Source organism: Pseudomonas sp. Van50 (assembly GCF_055390755.1).
On record NZ_AP024343.1, the window covers coordinates 5,033,295 to 5,052,568 of the forward strand.

Sequence of the window (19,274 nt, forward strand, 5' to 3'; positions counted from 1 at the left end):
GAAGCGGGTTTTTCCAAGACCATTACGACTCCCTGTCGATAGCTAATCCTTGCATGGTCGATCGTCCCTGATCCTGAGCACTTCCTGTGCTTCAGTGGATAAGTCCAGATTACGCCTCGGATCCAAAATGAAATAGACGACATAGCTACCATCTCGTGTAAGACATTCGCTATACCTGCCCCTCCGAAAACCCTTAGCTCTGCCAGCCGGCCAACTCAAGGCCTGTGCAGGAACGCTTCAATATTGGCCATCTGCTCGTCCCAGCCACGGCTGTCCATGCGAAAAGCCTTGAGTCGGCGTGCCTCGGGAATGTTGTTGAAACCCGACTCCACGACTTTGAGCAAGGTACCGCCATCCATGTCTTCAAGTTCGAATTGCACTCGGGTTTCGGACTCCTGGGAATAATCTACCTGCGGCTCGACAGCGTAAGGATGCCAGCGAAACGAGAAGACCCGCTCGGGCTCCACCCGCTCCACCGCTACGTCCCAGATAAGGTGTTCGTAACCTGGATAAGTAATTTGCCCTTGGGTACGCTCGCCTGCCACAAACCGTTTCCCCTCAAGGGCGACACCGAACCATTGGCCAAAGGCTTCGGCATTGGCCAGGGCGCGCCAGACCTGGGAACGCGGGGCCTTGAGCAGGATCTTTCTTTCAATGCGGTCGGATGAATGCATGAGTCACCTCCTGTGTTTCAACAGTAGGCTTGTAAGACCACAAGGCCAACCGGAAAGTTGTATCAGACCGTCGTTTAAGCGCTCGCCAACTTTAAAACAGCACGGCGCGATGTAAACTCCCTCGGCGCTTTCACCCCCTCAAGGAGAGATCCAACATGTCCCTACGCTTGCTCCTGGCCCTGACGCCACTGCTTTTTGTCGCCATTGCCCAGGCCGACGACTGCGCTGACGCCACTACTCAAGGCGAAATGAACCAATGCGCAGCCAAAGAAAACAAGGCCGCCGACAATGAACTGAACAGTTTGTACAAGCAGATCACCGCACGCCTGAAGGACAATCCCGAAGCCAAGAAAATGCTGGTCAAGGCTCAGCGTGCCTGGATAGGCTTCCGTGATGCCGAATGCGAATTCTCCACCTCTGGGGTTGAGGGCGGCAGTGTCTATCCGCTGGTCTATGACAATTGCATCACCGCCCAGACCAAGGCTCGGGTCGAGGCGTTCAAGACCTATCTCAAGTGCAAGGAAGGGGATTTGAGCTGCCCTGTACCCGAGGCTTGACAGCCAGGATGCAAAAAAGGATGACCTCTGCAGGTCATCCTTTTTTTTGGCCCAACGCTTTTATTTCGGAAAAAACAAAACCCCTACCTGCGTCAGCAGATAGGGGTTTCGGAATTTAATCTTGACGATGACCTACTCTCACATGGGGAAACCCCACACTACCATCGGCGATGCATCGTTTCACTTCTGAGTTCGGGATGGGATCAGGTGGTTCCAATGCTCTATGGTCGTCAAGAAATTCGGTAGCCAGCGCGTGCCTTGCGGTCACGTTCCAGCGAATTGGTATGCGATAGTTTGTGTGTTGCAATCGAGCGTCGCGAACTTTCGGTTCGTTTCGTCTTCACACACCGCAATCTGGTCTCGTTCGCCCTGGGGCTCGGAGTTTACAAATTGCTTGGGTGTTATATGGTCAAGCCTCACGGGCAATTAGTACAGGTTAGCTCAACGCCTCACAGCGCTTACACACCCTGCCTATCAACGTCGTAGTCTTCGACGGCCCTTCAGGGGACTCAAGGTCCCAGTGAGATCTCATCTTGAGGAAAGTTTCCCGCTTAGATGCTTTCAGCGGTTATCTTTTCCGAACATAGCTACCCGGCAATGCCACTGGCGTGACAACCGGAACACCAGAGGTTCGTCCACTCCGGTCCTCTCGTACTAGGAGCAGCCCCTCTCAAATCTCAAACGTCCACGGCAGATAGGGACCGAACTGTCTCACGACGTTCTAAACCCAGCTCGCGTACCACTTTAAATGGCGAACAGCCATACCCTTGGGACCGGCTTCAGCCCCAGGATGTGATGAGCCGACATCGAGGTGCCAAACACCGCCGTCGATATGAACTCTTGGGCGGTATCAGCCTGTTATCCCCGGAGTACCTTTTATCCGTTGAGCGATGGCCCTTCCATACAGAACCACCGGATCACTAAGACCTACTTTCGTACCTGCTCGACGTGTCTGTCTCGCAGTCAAGCGCGCTTTTGCCTTTATACTCTACGACCGATTTCCGACCGGTCTGAGCGCACCTTCGTACTCCTCCGTTACTCTTTAGGAGGAGACCGCCCCAGTCAAACTACCCACCATACACTGTCCTCGATCCGGATAACGGACCTGAGTTAGAACCTCAAAGTTGCCAGGGTGGTATTTCAAGGATGGCTCCACGCGAACTGGCGTCCACGCTTCAAAGCCTCCCACCTATCCTACACAAGCAAATTCAAAGTCCAGTGCAAAGCTATAGTAAAGGTTCACGGGGTCTTTCCGTCTAGCCGCGGATACACTGCATCTTCACAGCGATTTCAATTTCACTGAGTCTCGGGTGGAGACAGCGCCGCCATCGTTACGCCATTCGTGCAGGTCGGAACTTACCCGACAAGGAATTTCGCTACCTTAGGACCGTTATAGTTACGGCCGCCGTTTACCGGGGCTTCGATCAAGAGCTTCGCGTTAGCTAACCCCATCAATTAACCTTCCGGCACCGGGCAGGCGTCACACCCTATACGTCCACTTTCGTGTTTGCAGAGTGCTGTGTTTTTAATAAACAGTCGCAGCGGCCTGGTATCTTCGACCGGCGTGGGCTTACGCAGCAAGTGCTTCACCCTCACCGGCGCACCTTCTCCCGAAGTTACGGTGCCATTTTGCCTAGTTCCTTCACCCGAGTTCTCTCAAGCGCCTTGGTATTCTCTACCCAACCACCTGTGTCGGTTTGGGGTACGGTTCCTGGTTACCTGAAGCTTAGAAGCTTTTCTTGGAAGCATGGCATCAACCACTTCGTCACCCAAAGGGTAACTCGTCATCAGCTCTCGGCCTTAGAATCCCGGATTTACCTAAGATTCCAGCCTACCACCTTAAACTTGGACAACCAACGCCAAGCTGGCCTAGCCTTCTCCGTCCCTCCATCGCAATAACCAGAAGTACAGGAATATTAACCTGTTTTCCATCGACTACGCTTTTCAGCCTCGCCTTAGGGACCGACTAACCCTGCGTCGATTAACGTTGCGCAGGAAACCTTGGTCTTTCGGCGTGGGTGTTTTTCACACCCATTGTCGTTACTCATGTCAGCATTCGCACTTCTGATACCTCCAGCAAGCTTCTCAACTCACCTTCACAGGCTTACAGAACGCTCCTCTACCGCATCACTTACGTGATACCCGTAGCTTCGGTGTATGGTTTGAGCCCCGTTACATCTTCCGCGCAGGCCGACTCGACTAGTGAGCTATTACGCTTTCTTTAAAGGGTGGCTGCTTCTAAGCCAACCTCCTAGCTGTCTAAGCCTTCCCACATCGTTTCCCACTTAACCATAACTTTGGGACCTTAGCTGACGGTCTGGGTTGTTTCCCTTTTCACGACGGACGTTAGCACCCGCCGTGTGTCTCCCATGCTCGGCACTTGTAGGTATTCGGAGTTTGCATCGGTTTGGTAAGTCGGGATGACCCCCTAGCCGAAACAGTGCTCTACCCCCTACAGTGATACATGAGGCGCTACCTAAATAGCTTTCGAGGAGAACCAGCTATCTCCGAGCTTGATTAGCCTTTCACTCCGATCCACAGGTCATCCGCTAACTTTTCAACGGTAGTCGGTTCGGTCCTCCAGTCAGTGTTACCTAACCTTCAACCTGCCCATGGATAGATCGCCCGGTTTCGGGTCTATTCCCAGCGACTAGACGCCCTATTAAGACTCGCTTTCGCTACGCCTCCCCTATTCGGTTAAGCTCGCCACTGAAAATAAGTCGCTGACCCATTATACAAAAGGTACGCAGTCACCCAACAAAGTGGGCTCCCACTGCTTGTACGCATACGGTTTCAGGATCTATTTCACTCCCCTCTCCGGGGTTCTTTTCGCCTTTCCCTCACGGTACTAGTTCACTATCGGTCAGTCAGTAGTATTTAGCCTTGGAGGATGGTCCCCCCATATTCAGACAAAGTTTCTCGTGCTCCGTCCTACTCGATTTCACTTCTAAGATCCTTTCGCGTACAGGGCTATCACCCACTATGGCCGCACTTTCCAGAGCGTTCCGCTAAAATCAAAGAAGCTTAAGGGCTAGTCCCCGTTCGCTCGCCACTACTAAGGGAATCTCGGTTGATTTCTTTTCCTCAGGGTACTTAGATGTTTCAGTTCCCCTGGTTCGCCTCTTGCACCTATGTATTCAGTACAAGATAACCATCTTATGATGGCTGGGTTCCCCCATTCAGACATCTCCGGATCACAGTCTGTTTGCCGACTCCCCGAAGCTTTTCGCAGGCTACCACGTCTTTCATCGCCTCTGACTGCCAAGGCATCCACCGTATGCGCTTCTTCACTTGACCATATAACCCCAAGCAATCTGGTTATACTGTGAAGACGACATTCGCCGAAAATTCGATCTTGCTCAAAGAGCAACTCACAAATTTTACCTTAGCCTGATCCGTTACCAGTGAAAGTAACGTTCAGTCTATCTTTCTATCACATACCCAAATTTTTAAAGAACGAACTAGTCAAAGACTAGAAATCAACATTCACCATCGAACCGATGGAATGCTCATTTCTAAGCTTTATACAATCGAAGCAGTAGTGGTGGAGCCAAGCGGGATCGAACCGCTGACCTCCTGCGTGCAAGGCAGGCGCTCTCCCAGCTGAGCTATGGCCCCGTATTTCTACAGGCGTTTCCCACACAAAATTGGTGGGTCTGGGCAGATTCGAACTGCCGACCTCACCCTTATCAGGGGTGCGCTCTAACCAACTGAGCTACAGACCCAATTTCGGGCTGCTTCTTTCGTCTTCTTCAATGAATCAAGCAATTCGTGTGGGAGCTCATGAAGCAGCTGCGGTCGTCGATTAAGGAGGTGATCCAGCCGCAGGTTCCCCTACGGCTACCTTGTTACGACTTCACCCCAGTCATGAATCACACCGTGGTAACCGTCCCCCCGAAGGTTAGACTAGCTACTTCTGGTGCAACCCACTCCCATGGTGTGACGGGCGGTGTGTACAAGGCCCGGGAACGTATTCACCGCGACATTCTGATTCGCGATTACTAGCGATTCCGACTTCACGCAGTCGAGTTGCAGACTGCGATCCGGACTACGATCGGTTTTGTGGGATTAGCTCCACCTCGCGGCTTGGCAACCCTCTGTACCGACCATTGTAGCACGTGTGTAGCCCAGGCCGTAAGGGCCATGATGACTTGACGTCATCCCCACCTTCCTCCGGTTTGTCACCGGCAGTCTCCTTAGAGTGCCCACCATTACGTGCTGGTAACTAAGGACAAGGGTTGCGCTCGTTACGGGACTTAACCCAACATCTCACGACACGAGCTGACGACAGCCATGCAGCACCTGTCTCAATGCTCCCGAAGGCACCAATCCATCTCTGGAAAGTTCATTGGATGTCAAGGCCTGGTAAGGTTCTTCGCGTTGCTTCGAATTAAACCACATGCTCCACCGCTTGTGCGGGCCCCCGTCAATTCATTTGAGTTTTAACCTTGCGGCCGTACTCCCCAGGCGGTCAACTTAATGCGTTAGCTGCGCCACTAAGAGCTCAAGGCTCCCAACGGCTAGTTGACATCGTTTACGGCGTGGACTACCAGGGTATCTAATCCTGTTTGCTCCCCACGCTTTCGCACCTCAGTGTCAGTATCAGTCCAGGTGGTCGCCTTCGCCACTGGTGTTCCTTCCTATATCTACGCATTTCACCGCTACACAGGAAATTCCACCACCCTCTACCATACTCTAGCTCGACAGTTTTGAATGCAGTTCCCAGGTTGAGCCCGGGGCTTTCACATCCAACTTAACGAACCACCTACGCGCGCTTTACGCCCAGTAATTCCGATTAACGCTTGCACCCTCTGTATTACCGCGGCTGCTGGCACAGAGTTAGCCGGTGCTTATTCTGTCGGTAACGTCAAAACACTAACGTATTAGGTTAATGCCCTTCCTCCCAACTTAAAGTGCTTTACAATCCGAAGACCTTCTTCACACACGCGGCATGGCTGGATCAGGCTTTCGCCCATTGTCCAATATTCCCCACTGCTGCCTCCCGTAGGAGTCTGGACCGTGTCTCAGTTCCAGTGTGACTGATCATCCTCTCAGACCAGTTACGGATCGTCGCCTTGGTGAGCCATTACCTCACCAACTAGCTAATCCGACCTAGGCTCATCTGATAGCGCAAGGCCCGAAGGTCCCCTGCTTTCTCCCGTAGGACGTATGCGGTATTAGCGTCCGTTTCCGAGCGTTATCCCCCACTACCAGGCAGATTCCTAGGCATTACTCACCCGTCCGCCGCTCTCAAGAGGTGCAAGCACCTCTCTACCGCTCGACTTGCATGTGTTAGGCCTGCCGCCAGCGTTCAATCTGAGCCATGATCAAACTCTTCAGTTCAAACATCTTTGGGTTTTGAGAAAACCCTAAACTTGGCTCAGCAATCATTGGTTACATCTTTGATTTCTCGCGGAGTAACTTGTGATGCTGATAATCTGTTGACTAGCAGTCTGACTCCACAAGCACCCACACGAATTGCTTGATTCAGTTGTTAAAGAGCGGTTGGCTGAGCCTTTCGTCTCAACCGAGGCGCGCATTCTACAGCGCCCCGTGTATCTGTCAAGCGGTTATTTTCAGAAGTTTTCAAAGTTTCCTTTTCAACTTCAACCACTTGCGCTTCCGATCTCTCGTTAGCGGGAGGCGAATTCTACAGCGTTACTCGCTGCTGTCAACACCTCTTTTTTACCGCTTTCGACCGAGAAGATCGAACCGCACATAGAGTCAAACAACACCACTCTACCTGCTCCTTCCAGACCTCGATGAACTGAAGCCCCGCACCTTCGAAACCTACTTAACTCGTTGAATATCAAGGAGTTTTCCGTTTCGACTGCGCCAGAAGTGGGGCGAATTATAGACGTCCAGAATTTGCCGTCAACCCTTAATTTGATTTTTCTATCTACAGCCCGACATGACACTTAAATATGCCCGGTATATAGACGGAATCGCTGCACATGCGCAATATACTGCTCAACGCAGCCTCCCCCGCCTTTATTCTGGACGACACTTCGTAATGACGCTCCCCCCACATCGCAGCCTGGCCTCCACCCTGTACCCGGTTGCCTTGCTATTGATAGCCATGGCTTCCATTCAAGCAGGAGCCTCCCTCGCCAAAAGCATGTTCCCGATAGTGGGTGCACAAGGCACTACGACGCTGCGCCTCATTTTTGCCAGCCTCATCATGCTGTTGATGCTACGCCCCTGGCGCGCCAAGCTCACCGGCCAATCCCTGCGCACGGTGATCGTTTACGGCATGGCACTGGGCGGTATGAACTTCCTCTTCTATATGTCAGTTCGCACCGTTCCACTGGGCATTGCCGTGGCGTTGGAATTTACCGGGCCTCTGGCAGTCGCCATTTACGCCTCCCGCCGGGCGATCGACTTTCTCTGGATTGCCTTGGCAGTGGTTGGCCTGCTGCTGCTCATACCGACCGGCGCGACCAGTGCCGGTATCGATCTGGTTGGCGCCGGCTACGCGCTGGGTGCCGGTGTCTGCTGGGCGTTGTACATCCTGTTTGGTCAGAAAGCCGGAGCGGACAATGGCGTGCAGACCGCAGCACTGGGCGTCATGATCGCGGCCCTGTTCGTCGCACCTATCGGCATTGTCCACGCCGGCGCCGCACTGCTCACACCGAGCCTGATTCCAATCGCCCTCGGCGTCGCCATCCTGTCCACAGCCCTGCCCTACACGCTGGAAATGATCGCCCTGACTCGAATGCCTGCCCGCACCTTCGGCACCTTGATGAGCGTCGAACCGGCAATCGCGGCCTTGTCGGGGCTCGTCTTTCTCCAGGAGTACTTGTCCCTGGCCCAGTGGATGGCCATTACCTGCATCATCCTCGCGTCGGTGGGCGCAACGCTGACCATGGCCAGCACCGCAAAGCCTGCTGTCGCGGTAGATTGAATCGGGATTTAACGAAGGTCTGGCATTTGCCGCGCATTTAGGCCATGTTTAGGCCAGTAACCTAATGCCAGACATGGATTTTTTCATACAGGACGTCATGAACGCTGCAAGCAAGAGCGCACACGATCGCACGCAGACATAAGATCCGCGGCGGTCATAAGGACGGGAATGAAACGAATTTTGATACTGATCGCCGTACTTGCAATAGCGGGCTGTGCGGCAACATCGAAAAGTGAAGTCAAACGCGGCAAAAAGGGTCTTCACATCAATTGCTCCGGCCTGTCCTCATCCTGGGACCAGTGCGCTGCCAGTGCCGCCAATTCATGTGCTCCCAAGAGTTACAAGGTCATTGCCAAGTCCGGCGACGCCGTCGAAGAACCAGGGGATTATCCCTTCGGGCTGAATCCCGCCGGCTATACCAGTCGCAGCATGATCGTCATCTGCAAATAAATTACCTTAACCGAGCCCCTGTTCGGCGATTCGACGACTGATTTCCTCATGGCTGGACTTGAGGACATCACGCTGGACCTGCGGCGTGACCAGCATCCGCGCGACAACCAACGCCCCCACGCATTGAGACAGAATGGCCCAGGCCAGGCTGTCGCTTCCCAATATCCGTGCCCAGTTTTCGTGCAAACGACAGATCCATGTTTGCGCCGCCTCCTTCACCTGAACATCCGATCGTGCGATCTCAGCGCCCAGTACCGTTAACGCACATCCTGCCTCGGGCTGCTCGACATGGCTCATGCTCAAGTACTGCTTGAGGCAGCGCTCCAGTTTCATCGAGTCCATGGCGCCGTCGCCGCTCAAGCGATCCAGGCTTTGAGCCAACTCCCGCTCAACAATGGCCTTGAAAAGCTCATCCTTGGACGAGAAGTGGCTATAGAACGCACCGCCACTCAACCCGATCGCTTTCATCAGGCCGTCGACACCGACCGTAGAGAAACCGGATTTCTTGGCGGACACGGCACTGCTGGCGAGCAGTTTCTCGCGGGTTTCCATTTTGTGATTGGCTGAATAACGCATGGTCCTGCCCCTGATTGCTCACCTTGACGCTTGCCGGACCTTAGCATAACGTCCGTTTAGTTAACGATCGTTTACCCATGAGGCTGACCATGAATAATAAGAAGGTCGTACTGGTTGTTGGCGCGGGCGATGCCACCGGCGGAGCGATTGCCAAACGCTTTGCGCAGGAAGGTTTCGTAGCCTGTGTTACCCGTCGCAGCGCTGACAAACTCCAGCCGCTTGTGGATGGAATCCGCGCTCAAGGCGGCGAAGCCCACGGGTTTGCCTGTGATGCACGTAAAGAAGACGATGTGATTGCACTCATCGAGCAAATCGAGAACCAGATCGGCCCGATCGAAGCCTTTGTGTTCAACATCGGCGCCAACGTCCCCTGCAGCATCCTCGAAGAAACCGCACGCAAGTACTTCAAGATTTGGGAGATGGCCTGTTTCTCAGGTTTTCTCAATGCACGGGAAGTGGCCAAGCGCATGGTCAAGCGCCAACGCGGAACCATCCTGTTTACCGGGGCGACGGCGGGATTGCGCGGCGCTTCAGGGTTCGCTGCATTCGCAGGCGCCAAACATGGCATCCGCGCACTGGCCCAAAGCATGGCCCGGGAGCTGGGGCCGCTGAATATTCATGTGGCCCATGTGGTGGTGGACGGCGCCATCGACACCGACTTCATCCGCGATCATTTCCCGGAAAAATATGCCACCAAGGATCAGGACGGCATCCTGAATCCTGAACACATCGCCGACAACTACTGGTATCTGCACAGCCAACCTCGCGACGCCTGGACCTTCGAGCTGGACCTGCGCCCCTGGAATGAACGCTGGTAAGCCCTCCCCTCACAACGACAAGAGAGCAGGTACCATGAGCAAATCAGTGGAGTTTTACTTCGATCTCGGCAGCCCGACCACGTACCTGGCCTACACCCAGTTGCCGGCGCTGTGCGCGCAGACAAACAGCCAGTTGATCTATCGTCCGATGTTATTGGGCGGCGTCTTCAAGGCAACCGGCAATGCATCACCGGCGACAGTGCCAGCCAAGAACCCTTACCTGTTCAAGGATCTGAATCGCTTCGCCAAGCGCTACGGCGTCGCCTTCCAGTTCAATCCATACTTCCCCGTCAACACATTGCAGCTGATGCGCGCGGTGACCGCCATGCAACTGCGTCATCCCGAACGCTTCGAGGCCTTCGTCGATTGCCTGTTCCGCGCCTTTTGGGTGGACGCCCGCAACCTCAATGACCCCGCGACTGTCGCAGCAGTCCTGAACGAAGGCGGTTTCGACGCCGACCATGTGCTGGCCCTGACGAACGACGAGCAGGTCAAGCAAGCACTCAAGAGCGCCACCGAAGACGCCATCGGACGAGGCGTGTTCGGTGCCCCGAGCATGTTTGTCGGTGACGAGCTGTTCTTCGGCCAGGATCGGCTGGACTTCGTCCGTGAAGCCCTCGCCTGATGCTCTACCTCAAATCGCTATCGTCCGGGTGTTGAGCCACTGCAGTGCGTCACCGTCCAGCAACGGGCTCAATCGACGCTGAACCTCGGCGTGGTAGGCGTTGAACCAGTCTTTTTCGTCCTGGGTCAGCAGCGAAGGCTCCAGGCAACGGGTGTCGATCGGGCACAGCGTGAGGGTTTCGAACTCAAGGAACTCGCCGAACTCGCTGCTTCCGGCTTCGCGATTCAACACCAGGTTCTCGATGCGCACACCCCAGCGGCCGGGACGATAAGTGCCCGGCTCGATCGAGGTGATCATGCCGGCCTGCATCGCCGTTTGCGGCGCGGCAGCGGCTTGATAGGCAATCACCTGCGGGCCTTCGTGGACATTGAGGAAATAGCCGACACCATGGCCGGTACCGTGGCCGTAATCGACCTGCTCCGCCCAGATCGGCGCACGGGCGATGGCATCCAGCAAGGGCGAAAGAATGCCCCGCGGAAACTTGGCCCGGGACAGGGCAATCACACCCTTGAGCACACGGGTGCAGTCACGTTTCTGCTCGGCGGTGGGCGTTCCGACCGGCACCATGCGGGTGATGTCAGTGGTGCCCCCCAAGTACTGGCCCCCGGAATCGATCAGCAACAGGCCATCACCTTCGATGACGGCATGGGCCTCTTGCGTGGCATGGTAATGGGGCATCGCGCCGTTGGCGTTAAAGGCGGCGATGGTATTGAAGCTCAGGGAGACGAAATCCGGCCGAAGTGTGCGGGCGGCAGTCAGGTGCTCGTCGATGGTCAACTCGGTGATACGCTCGCGCCCCCAGGCCCCTTCCAGCCAGGCGAAGAATTCACAGAGCGCCGCGCCGTCCTGCTCCATGGCCCGACGGATGTGCTCGGCGTCGGCCAGGCTTTTACGGGACTTGGCCAGCGTCGTTGGATTGAGACCTTCGATCAGCTTCACGCCACTGCCCAGGTTATCCAGCAAGCCAACCGTCACCCGTGCTGGGTCGACCTGCAGATTCGCGCCATCCGGCACTTCGCGCAACGCGGCGGCGGCTTCGCTGTAATCGCGCAGGGTCACGCCGTCCTGCTCCAGAACCGCACGCAGCGCTGAGTCAACCTTGTCCAGGGCCACGAACAGCGTTGCTTGCTGCTGGCTGATCAAGGCAAAGGAAACGAACACGGGGTTGAACGACACATCTGCTCCGCGCAGGTTGAACAACCAGGCGATGTCATCCAGCGTGGCGATGAAATGCCAGTCGGCACCACGCTCCTGGAGGGATTCGCGCAGCTTGGCGAGTTTTTCGACCCGGCTGACGGTCGCCTGGGGCGGCAAATGGGCGTAGACCGGTTGATCCGGCAAGCCTGGGCGATCGGTCCAGACGTCCTTGAGCAGGTCGATGTCGGTGCGCAACCGCGCGCCGCGTTCGGCGAGCTTGCCGCCCAGGGTGCGGGCCGATGCCACGGCCATGACCGCACCGTCGACCGCAACCACTGCGCCTTCAGGCGTTTGTTCGGCCAGCCAGTCCAGGGGACCGGGCTGGCCTGGAATCAGCTTGACCAGCTCGATACCACTGCCCTCCAGCTCCTTGGTGGCCTGCTCCCAGTAACGGCTGTCGGCCCAGACGCCGGCGAAACTGCCGGTCACGATCAAGGTACCCACCGAACCATGGAACCCCGACAACCATTGCCGCCCCTGCCAATAGCCCGGCAGGTATTCAGACAGGTGCGGGTCGGCCGATGGCACCAGCAACGCGTGAATACCCTCGCGGCTCATCAGTTGGCGGATTCGGGCCAGGCGCTGGGGAACCAGTCCATGGGGCAAAGGCTCGGTGCTCATTGTTTCTCCTGCTCATTGATATTGTTGTTCGATGCCGAATTCGGCTTATGGGGTCGTGGCCCAGAACGCCGGCGCAGTCGCGCACGCCGCCTTGATCAGCCGCACCGCCTCGTCGATATCCTGCTCGGTGGTAAAGCGCCCCAGGCTCAAGCGGATGGTCCGCCCGGCCGCACGGGCGTCGTGCCCCAGGGCCAGCAGCACGTGGGACGGGGTGTTGTGCGCCGAATTGCAGGCCGAGGTCGCGGAAAATGCAATCGATGCGCCCAATGTCGCCGAGTTGAACTCACCTTCGTTGAACGTCAGGCTCAACGTGTGGGGAATCCGGCGGCTCGCACTGCCGTTTATACGCACACCAGGCAACGCCAGCAGCGGCTCGAGCAAACGATTGCGCAACCGGGCGATTTTAGCGAGTTCTTCGTCGAATGCCGCGGCTGCCAGTTCGAATGCGGCGCCCATGGCTGCAATCTGGTGGGTCGCCAGGGTTCCGGAGCGCAAACCGCCCTCATGTCCACCGCCATGGATCTGCGCCGCTAGCCGTGACCGGGCACGGTCGCCGACGTAGAGCGCACCGATGCCCTTGGGGCCGTAGATTTTATGCGCGGAAAAAGACATCAGGTCCACTGGCCAGCGAGACAGGTCGATCTGCACCTTGCCTGCGCCCTGGGCCGCGTCCACATGGAACAACGCACCGTGCTCGCGAACGATCTCGCCAATGGCGATGACGTCGTTGACGGTGCCCAGCTCGTTGTTCACCAGCATCAGCGAGACCAGGAACGTGTCTTCGCGCAACGCCTCGCGAACCGCTTGCGGGCTGATCAGGCCCTCGGCGTCCGGCGCCAGCCAGGTAACCGCGACGCCACTTTCCTCGAGCTGGCGCGCTGTATCGAGAATCGCCTTGTGCTCGATCAGGCTGGTGATGACATGGCCGGCGGACCCACTGCGTGCCTGGGCCACACCCTTGAGGGCCAGGTTGTTGGATTCGGTGGCGCCGGAAGTCCAGACGATCTGTTCGGGCTGGGCCCCCACCAATTGCGCCACCTGCTGGCGGGCACGCTCCACCGAGCGCCGGGCCTCCTGGCCGAAGGCATGGGAACTGGACGCCGGGTTGCCGAAGTTGCCGTCAAAACCCAGACACTCGACCATGACCCGGATGACCCGCTCATCCACCGGCGTGGTGGCGGCGTAATCGAAATACAACGGACGTTTATTCATAGGAAACTCGCAGAGCCTGCTCCGGGATCAGGCGCCCTCGTTGGGTTCGAGACAAGCAATACCTGATCAAAGACCTTAAAGAAGTCGGACTTCGTTTAAAAGTGCGTAGGAACGCTCCTGAACAGCGAGCTTAGCAGGCATCGCCTCGAAGCTCAGCCCTCAACTGATGCTTTCGAGCAACAACGGATACATAGAAGCGACCAACAACAGCGCCATGCCCCAGTTGAACATGCGCAGCCAGCGACGATCACGCAACAGGTTGCGCAACAGGCTGCCGCACACCACCCACAGGCTCACGCTTGGCAGATTGATCAAGGCAAACACCGCCGCAATCACCAGCACATTGAAGAAGTAACCCTGGAGGGGCGTGTAGGTACTGATGGCGCCGATGGCCATGATCCAGGCCTTGGGATTGACCCATTGGAACGCCGCTGCGCCCCAATAGCTGATCGGCGTATTGTTCCCCGGCTGGCTGTCCGAAACCGGGCCGGAGTGGGCTATTTTCCACGCCAGGTACAACAGGTACGCCGCACCGATGTAGCGCAACGCGGTATAGAGCAGTGGATAAGTCTGGAACACCGCGCCCAGGCCAAGGCCCACCGCCAGCACCAGGGAAAAGAAGCCGCAGGTAATACCCAGCATGTGCGGAATGGTGCGGTTGAAACCGAAATTCACACCCGAGGCCAACAACATGGTGTTGTTAGGACCTGGCGTGATCGAAGTCACCAGGGCAAACAGGGCGAAGCCCAGCAGCAGGTCAAGCGAAAGGGTCATGTCAGGTCAGTCCATCAGGGGCGGTCAGTCAAGTCATGACCCTACCCCACGTCCAGACCCAAACCCACGGACAGTTGGGCAAAACTTTGAGCGGTACAGTCCCTCAGCTAGACCGGCCAGGCTGTTGCACGACCTGCTCGGCACTCATCTGGCCCTGATCGTCGAATCCCACGTTTTTCTGCGACGAGCCAAGCAGCTCGGCTTTTTTCGCGTGGTATTCCTCGAACGAAAGGCCACGGCGATTCAAGGCTTCAAGGGCCAGCTCGCGGGTCTCGTCGGCGGTGTAGGGGCGCAGTTCCGGGGAAGAGCTGGCGCAGCCGCCCAGGAGGGTGGCGGTCAAGAGCAACAAAACGGCAAAGGTACGGTTCATGGCGGGTGTCCGGTGTTCTGGAGTTGGGCGATGAACAAAGGCTACCCGCCGGTCCTGCGCGGCAGAAATCAACCCTCTCGATAGTGGGTATTGCCTGCTTGGATCAGCCGTTGCGCTTAATCGACCAACTGGCAATGCAGCGCGTTGTCCAGGCTGCGCTCGATATTGCGCAACACCTGGAACGAAGCGAACGTCACGGCCTTGGCGCGGTGAGCCTGGATCAGCCGCCAGAAGCCCTGCTCGCCCTTTTCGACACTTCGAAGTGCCGCCTCGCCTGCCTCGCGGGTCTGCCACTGCAAATAGTTGAGCACGCGTCGACCATCGTCGCTGGCCTGGATACTGGCACTCAGGAACCCCTGGTGGTCCCTGGCCAGGCGCTCGGTCTGTTCCGACAAGGCGGTTACCAGCGCCTGCTGCCATTGAGGTTCGATGTCGAATTCCATCAGTTGGGTGAAACTGCGATTGTTCCTTGTCGATTGCATGAAAGGTCCCCTATGCAGGTCAGGCGAATCTTGCGATCCGAAGGCGTGCAGGGTAAAACCTCTAGTTAACTTGAGGTCAAGCAGTGAATTGAAACGATGGCGCAGATCGATATCCACAAGGAACTCACCGTCGGCCAAGTGGCCGCCCGCAGCGGCGTGGCGGTCACGGCCCTGCACTTCTACGAGTCCAAGGGGCTGATCAAAAGCACGCGCAACCCGGGTAACCAACGCCGTTACCCACGGGCGGTATTGCGTCGCGTGGCACTGATCAAGGTCGCCCAGCGCCTGGGCATTCCGTTGGCGGAAATCGGCGAGGCGTTGAACAACCTGCCAGACAACCGCGCCCCGACGGCCGCCGACTGGCAAACCTTGTCGGCGCAGTGGAGCCGGGACCTGGACGAACGCATCAACCAATTGGTGGCGCTGCGTGATCGACTCAACGGTTGCATCGGCTGCGGATGCCTGTCGATGGAAGCTTGTCCGCTGCGCAACCAGGGCGACGTACTCGGCCAACGTGGGCCGGGGGCTCATCTGCTGGAATAGCCTTGAAGCGTTCGTCGGCCCCTGCGTCCAGCCAGGGTCGCTGGCCTATAGTGGAGGAGCGCAAATCGACGAAGACTCTCTTCGCCTCCCTACAAAAGGAGAAACGTCATGGGCGTCAATGCCATTCCCGAAGGTTTCCATAACATCACGCCCTACCTGGGCATTCAAAAAGCTGCCGAAGCCATCGACTTCTACAAAAAGGCCTTCAATGCCACCGAGGTCATGCGCCTGGCCATGCCCGACGGGGCATCGGCCATGCCGAGCTGCGGATCAACGGTTATCCGATCATGCTTGGCACGCCTTGCGATCAAGGCCCCTTGAGCAATCCAGACCAATCGCCATCGGTCGGCCTGCATTTATATGTCGAGGACGTGGACAGCGCATTTGCCCAGGCCATTGCCGCCGGCGGCACGGTGATTTCCGAGGTCAAGGACCAGTTCTACGGAGATCGCAGCGGCACCCTGAAAGATCCCTATGGGCATCTGTGGTTCCTCGCGACGCACAAGGAAGATCTGAGCCAGGACCAGATCGAGCAACGGGCCAGGGAGATGTTTCAACAAGGCTGACCGTGTCTGTGGCTAGGGGCCCCGCTCCCTAGCCACAGAAGACACTGAAACTAAACGCGAAACATTTTCTTTCAACTTCCCTTTCGGGATTCTGCTCGCTCGTTCGTCTTAATTAGATGCAGCAGGCCGCGTCGGCAAAAGCCACGGCCTGCCTTTTTGGGTTCACGGTGTTGCAAAGCCCGCAATACGGAACCTTTCATCGAATCAAGACGTTCAATCATGTCGAAGAAATCCCGCTCCAAACTCTGGTTCCTGGTCCATAGCTGGCTGGCATTGCCCATCTGGTTCTTCGTGCTCATCGTCTGCGTCACCGGCACCCTGGCGGTGGTCAGCCAGGAGATCGTCTGGCTGGCCAACCCCGACATGCGGGCCAACAAGCCTTCGGACGAGGCCACGTCGCTCAGCTATGACCAGGTGATCGCCGCCATCAAGCAGGCCCAGCCGCAAACCCAGGTGCAAAGCATCATCCGTCCGGACGAGTCGCATTTTGCGCTGGAAGTCGGCGTGACCTACCCCGACGGACGCCCCGACACGGTCTACGTCAACCCGTACAGCGGCGTCATCCAGGGCTCGGCGCCGACATTCAATTTCCAGGCCTTCACCCGCGCCCTGCATGGCTGGTGGCTGGTGCCGTTCACCAATGGCTACAGTTGGGGCTGGTACCTGGTGTCGTTCCTGGGCCTGCCCTTGCTCGCGTCCCTGGTGACCGGGCTGGTGGTCTACAAGCGTTTCTGGAAAGGCTTCTTTCGTCCGACCCTGCGGATTCGCCATGGCGCACGGATTTTCTGGGGTGATTTCCACCGGCTCAGCGGTATCTGGTCGATCTGGTTCATCGCGGTCATCTCCGTCACCGGCACCTGGTTCCTGATCCAGGCCTTGCTGGGCGACAACCAGATCTCCATTTCCAGCGAACCGGTCATCCCGGTGGTGGCCCGTGAAAACGTGCCGTTGGCCGTTGACGGCCAGGCGCCACCGCAGTTGAACCTGGACCGGGCCATCGAAATCGCCCAGCAACGCATCCCGGGACTGGAAGCGAGTTTCATCAGCCTGCCCGGCAATGCCTACAGCCATCTGGAAATCGGTGGCCGCGGGTGGTATCCGCTGATGTTCCAGACCGCCACCATCAATCCCTACAACGGCGACGTGGCCGCCTCCCGGTTGCTGTCGGACCGCACGACCCTGGAGTTCGTCACCGAATCCATGCGGCCCTTGCACACCGGGGACTTCGGCGGCCTCTGGATCAAGCTCATCTGGTTTTTCTTCGGTCTGATCCTGAGCATGATGGTCCTCAGCGGGCTGCTGATCTGGACCAAACGCACGGCCCTGGCCACCGCCAATGCCTTCAAGCGAAGCCAGAAACCCACCCGCGGCGCCCGAATCGCGCAGGCACTGCAACCGTCCGTCCACCGTGAATCGTCGGAGGGCAGCCTGTGAACCCGTCCAATACCGCTTCATCATCACCGTCACGCCTGAGCCTGTTCTGGCATAAATGGCGCTTCCATCTCAACGTGTTGCTGCTGCTGATCCCCCTGGGATTCATGCCCAAATACCTCTCCGAAGCCGCCCTGTTCCGCGGCGATGCAGGGCTTGGCGAGCGGGAAGTCGGCGAAGTCCAGGTCGGTCCCTGGAGCCTGCGCCTGGCGGAGTTTCGCAACGAAGCCCCACGGACCGAAGGGCCCGCCGGGCCGATGAAGCACTTCAACGCGGCCCTGTGCCAGAGCTGTATCGGCCAGGTCAAGGCCACCTACCTGCGCATCGGCAAGCCTCGTAGCCTGCGGGCCGCCGGGGTGATTTTCTTCGGCTCGCCCTATCGCATGGGCGCCTTGTTGCCGGTCCCGCCAAAGACCCAGCCCGATGCCGAACTGTGGATAACCCTCGAGGGTTGGGACGGTTCGATGCACCAGGCCTCCATTCCCCTGAGCCAGGCCTCCCCGGCCACCGTCGCCTGGCTGAAGAACCAAGGACCCAAACCATGACCTTCCGCGCTTTATCCAAGGGCCTGGCGCTGCTGTTCTGCGCAGGCGCAAGCACCAGCGTCCTGGCCCACAACCCGATGTGCGAGTGCAAGGCCATCGACGCCGAGCAGATCCAATGCACCGGCGGTTTTTCCGACGGCAGCGGTGCACCCGGAGTGACCCTGGACGTGATCGGTTATGACGAAACCATCCTCGTTCCGGGCAAGCTCGGTGCCGACTCGAAGCTGACCTTCAAGAAACCGAACGCTGAATTCTACGTGCTCTTCGACGCCGGCCCAGGCCACGTGGTGGAAATCGACCAAGCCGACATCGAGGCCCCATGAGCAACGCCACGACTCAAGTCATCCGCCCCGCCGGCGCGGGCCATGAAACCCTGTATGTGTTGCTGTTGTGCCTGGTGATCGTGCTGGTGGCCGGGTCCGTGGTGGCCTGGCATGGCAAGGCCGAGGACACGCCTCACCTGGCCTCGAACCAGCTCGACGCCCGCCGCGACCTCAGCGCCGCCGAGCAAGGCATCTATGCCGACCTGCGGGTGACCCTGGATGAAATCCGCTTGCTGCGCGAAGACCAACCCACCCTGCCCAGTCCGCCAACCCTGGCCGAAGAAGGCTTCGCGCCGTTCGCCCAGGACGCCAGCTCCGTCAGCCGGGGCGGCCACGCCTGGCAACAACTGCAGGACCAGGCCTACTTCGGCGCCAGTGCCAATCCGTCGGTGGCCGGTTCGTTTCTGATGCGCATCGGCGAAACGTCCGACGCCGCCCCGGACATCTGGCTCAACCGCGGCACTGACCTCGCGACGCCCTCCGCGCTGGACGATGCGGCTTTGTCCGCCGCCGGCTGGCAACAGATCGTCGCGCAATTCGATGCCGGCGTAACCCGCCAGCACCGGCACTGACCCCACGCCCTCATTCGAGAGAAGATCGTTTGCC

General features: G+C 57.8%; 17 protein-coding genes, 2 tRNA genes, 3 rRNA genes and 1 pseudogene. 11 read left to right on the forward strand and 12 right to left on the reverse strand.

Going from position 1 to position 19,274, the window contains the following annotated elements; genetic code table 11:
• Positions 1-215: 215 nt before the first annotated feature.
• Positions 216-674: an SRPBCC family protein gene (locus ACZ5M5_RS21220; protein ID WP_060741375.1), complete on the reverse strand. Its 459-nt coding sequence runs from the start codon at positions 672-674 to the stop codon at positions 216-218.
• A gap of 155 nt (positions 675-829) precedes the next feature.
• Here ACZ5M5_RS21220 and ACZ5M5_RS21225 point away from each other — a divergent pair, with 155 nt between their 5' ends.
• Complete coding sequence (locus tag ACZ5M5_RS21225) at positions 830-1,231, forward strand: lysozyme inhibitor LprI family protein (protein WP_464737943.1); 402 nt, start codon at positions 830-832, stop codon at positions 1,229-1,231.
• A gap of 119 nt (positions 1,232-1,350) precedes the next feature.
• On the opposite strand, the gene rrf is transcribed toward ACZ5M5_RS21225, so the two are convergent.
• The 5 genes from rrf to ACZ5M5_RS21250 all read right to left on the reverse strand — a co-directional run bounded on the left by rrf (position 1,351) and on the right by ACZ5M5_RS21250 (position 6,574).
• Positions 1,351-1,466, reverse strand: a 5S ribosomal RNA gene (gene rrf / locus ACZ5M5_RS21230).
• A gap of 170 nt (positions 1,467-1,636) precedes the next feature.
• Positions 1,637-4,528 (reverse strand): 23S ribosomal RNA (locus ACZ5M5_RS21235).
• A gap of 245 nt (positions 4,529-4,773) precedes the next feature.
• Positions 4,774-4,849: transfer RNA gene (locus ACZ5M5_RS21240), tRNA-Ala, on the reverse strand.
• A gap of 30 nt (positions 4,850-4,879) precedes the next feature.
• A tRNA-Ile gene (locus ACZ5M5_RS21245) sits at positions 4,880-4,956 on the reverse strand.
• An 81-nt stretch (positions 4,957-5,037) separates the two neighbouring features.
• Positions 5,038-6,574: ribosomal RNA gene (locus tag ACZ5M5_RS21250) — 16S ribosomal RNA — on the reverse strand.
• Together the 16S, 23S and 5S rRNA genes with 2 tRNA genes alongside form the textbook arrangement of a ribosomal RNA operon.
• 670 nt (positions 6,575-7,244) lie before the next feature.
• On the opposite strand from ACZ5M5_RS21250, the gene rhtA reads away from it, so the two are divergent.
• Both rhtA and ACZ5M5_RS21260 read left to right on the forward strand, forming a co-directional pair.
• Positions 7,245-8,135 (forward strand): threonine/homoserine exporter RhtA, encoded by an 891-nt coding sequence (gene rhtA, locus ACZ5M5_RS21255; RefSeq protein ID WP_060741373.1) that lies wholly within the window; start codon positions 7,245-7,247, stop codon positions 8,133-8,135.
• 168 nt (positions 8,136-8,303) lie between these two features.
• Positions 8,304-8,585 (forward strand): hypothetical protein, encoded by a 282-nt coding sequence (locus ACZ5M5_RS21260; RefSeq protein ID WP_060741372.1) that lies wholly within the window; start codon positions 8,304-8,306, stop codon positions 8,583-8,585.
• Positions 8,586-8,591: 6 nt separating this feature from the next.
• Here ACZ5M5_RS21260 and ACZ5M5_RS21265 read toward each other — a convergent pair whose 3' ends face one another.
• The gene (locus ACZ5M5_RS21265; RefSeq protein ID WP_464737944.1) at positions 8,592-9,161 is read right to left on the reverse strand and encodes a TetR/AcrR family transcriptional regulator; all 570 of its coding nucleotides are present in this window, start codon (positions 9,159-9,161) and stop codon (positions 8,592-8,594) included.
• 89 nt (positions 9,162-9,250) lie between these two features.
• Here ACZ5M5_RS21265 and ACZ5M5_RS21270 point away from each other — a divergent pair, with 89 nt between their 5' ends.
• A complete protein-coding gene (locus ACZ5M5_RS21270; protein WP_060741370.1) occupies positions 9,251-9,979 on the forward strand; it encodes an SDR family oxidoreductase in 729 nt (242 codons plus the stop codon).
• Positions 9,980-10,013: 34 nt separating this feature from the next.
• A complete protein-coding gene (locus ACZ5M5_RS21275) occupies positions 10,014-10,604 on the forward strand; it encodes a DsbA family protein (protein ID WP_464737945.1) in 591 nt (196 codons plus the stop codon).
• A 9-nt stretch (positions 10,605-10,613) separates the two neighbouring features.
• On the opposite strand, the gene ACZ5M5_RS21280 is transcribed toward ACZ5M5_RS21275, so the two are convergent.
• From ACZ5M5_RS21280 to ACZ5M5_RS21300, 5 genes are all read right to left on the reverse strand, one after another.
• Entirely contained in the window at positions 10,614-12,422 is a 1,809-nt protein-coding gene (locus ACZ5M5_RS21280; protein ID WP_464737946.1) for an aminopeptidase P family protein, read from the reverse strand.
• Between the two features lie 45 nt (positions 12,423-12,467).
• Entirely contained in the window at positions 12,468-13,634 is a 1,167-nt protein-coding gene (locus tag ACZ5M5_RS21285) for a cysteine desulfurase family protein (RefSeq protein ID WP_464737947.1), read from the reverse strand.
• Between the two features lie 159 nt (positions 13,635-13,793).
• Complete coding sequence (locus ACZ5M5_RS21290; protein ID WP_103310697.1) at positions 13,794-14,408, reverse strand: LysE family translocator; 615 nt, start codon at positions 14,406-14,408, stop codon at positions 13,794-13,796.
• Positions 14,409-14,511: 103 nt separating this feature from the next.
• Positions 14,512-14,778, reverse strand: coding sequence for a hypothetical protein (locus ACZ5M5_RS21295; RefSeq protein ID WP_053123631.1), 267 nt, complete (start codon positions 14,776-14,778; stop codon positions 14,512-14,514).
• Between the two features lie 116 nt (positions 14,779-14,894).
• Positions 14,895-15,260, reverse strand: a complete 366-nt coding sequence (locus ACZ5M5_RS21300; protein WP_103310695.1) for an antibiotic biosynthesis monooxygenase — start codon at positions 15,258-15,260, stop codon at positions 14,895-14,897.
• A 96-nt stretch (positions 15,261-15,356) separates the two neighbouring features.
• Between ACZ5M5_RS21300 and soxR the strand changes: the two genes are divergently transcribed.
• The 6 genes and pseudogenes from soxR (at position 15,357) to ACZ5M5_RS21330 (ending at position 19,240) form a co-directional block, all read left to right on the forward strand.
• Positions 15,357-15,803: a redox-sensitive transcriptional activator SoxR gene (gene soxR, locus ACZ5M5_RS21305; protein ID WP_060741363.1), complete on the forward strand. Its 447-nt coding sequence runs from the start codon at positions 15,357-15,359 to the stop codon at positions 15,801-15,803.
• A 108-nt stretch (positions 15,804-15,911) separates the two neighbouring features.
• Positions 15,912-16,369 (forward strand): annotated as a pseudogene (locus tag ACZ5M5_RS21310) (VOC family protein).
• 219 nt (positions 16,370-16,588) lie between these two features.
• Positions 16,589-17,803 carry a PepSY-associated TM helix domain-containing protein gene (locus ACZ5M5_RS21315; RefSeq protein ID WP_060741361.1) on the forward strand — a complete coding sequence of 405 codons (1,215 nt, stop codon included), beginning with the start codon at positions 16,589-16,591 and terminating at the stop codon, positions 17,801-17,803.
• Entirely contained in the window at positions 17,800-18,345 is a 546-nt protein-coding gene (locus ACZ5M5_RS21320; protein WP_464737948.1) for a thiamine pyrophosphate-binding protein, read from the forward strand. Before ACZ5M5_RS21315 ends, ACZ5M5_RS21320 begins: the two co-directional genes overlap by 4 nt.
• Entirely contained in the window at positions 18,342-18,668 is a 327-nt protein-coding gene (locus ACZ5M5_RS21325; protein ID WP_060741359.1) for a hypothetical protein, read from the forward strand. Before ACZ5M5_RS21320 ends, ACZ5M5_RS21325 begins: the two co-directional genes overlap by 4 nt.
• Positions 18,665-19,240 (forward strand): DUF6162 family protein, encoded by a 576-nt coding sequence (locus ACZ5M5_RS21330; RefSeq protein ID WP_464737949.1) that lies wholly within the window; start codon positions 18,665-18,667, stop codon positions 19,238-19,240. The genes ACZ5M5_RS21325 and ACZ5M5_RS21330 overlap by 4 nt, the downstream gene beginning before the upstream one ends.
• The last annotated feature ends 34 nt before the right edge of the window (positions 19,241-19,274 follow it).